1 protein-coding gene is annotated in these 558 nt (G+C 63.8%); it reads left to right on the forward strand.

Features of this window, described 5'->3' with window-relative positions:
* On the forward strand, nucleotides 1-558 hold a 558-nt coding region (locus KIP88_RS46020; protein WP_214494653.1), incomplete at both ends, for a helix-turn-helix domain-containing protein.

Here is a 558-nt window from a genome sequence, read left to right on the forward strand (position 1 = left end):
CCCTTCGTTCTGCGCGGTGGGCCAGAGACTTGGGGTCCATCATCAGACGGTGCAGCGCTGTGTCGAGCGGGCACTGGCCGATGGCCCGCTGGCGGCCCTCGACGATCGCCCGCGACCGGGCAAGGAACCAACCATCACGCCTGAGGCCAAAGCCTGGTTGGTGTCGCTGGCCTGCGACAAGGCCAAGGACCACGGCTATCCACATGAGTTGTGGACGACGCGGCTCTTGGCGCGCCATGCGCGTGAACACGGGCCGGCGGCAGGGCATGTGTGCTTGGCCAATTTGGTCCAGGGAACGGTGTGCAAGATCCTCGGCCGGGAGGAAATCAAGCCGCACAAGGTGCGTTACTATCTTGAAAATCGCGACGCCGAGTTCGAACAGAAGATGGCGGAGGTGCTGTGCGTCTACCGCGAAGTCGAAGTCCTGAAGAAAGCCTCTGCCAAGGGAAAGCGGCGGGGAAAGCCGGTGACGATCGTCTCCTGCGACGAGAAGCCGGGAATCCAGGCCATCGCAACGACGGCGCCAGATTTGCCGCCCAAGCCTGGCATCCACGCCAG

This window comes from Bradyrhizobium sp. SRL28, assembly GCF_018596315.1.
Taxonomy (GTDB): Bacteria; Pseudomonadota; Alphaproteobacteria; order Rhizobiales; family Xanthobacteraceae; genus Bradyrhizobium.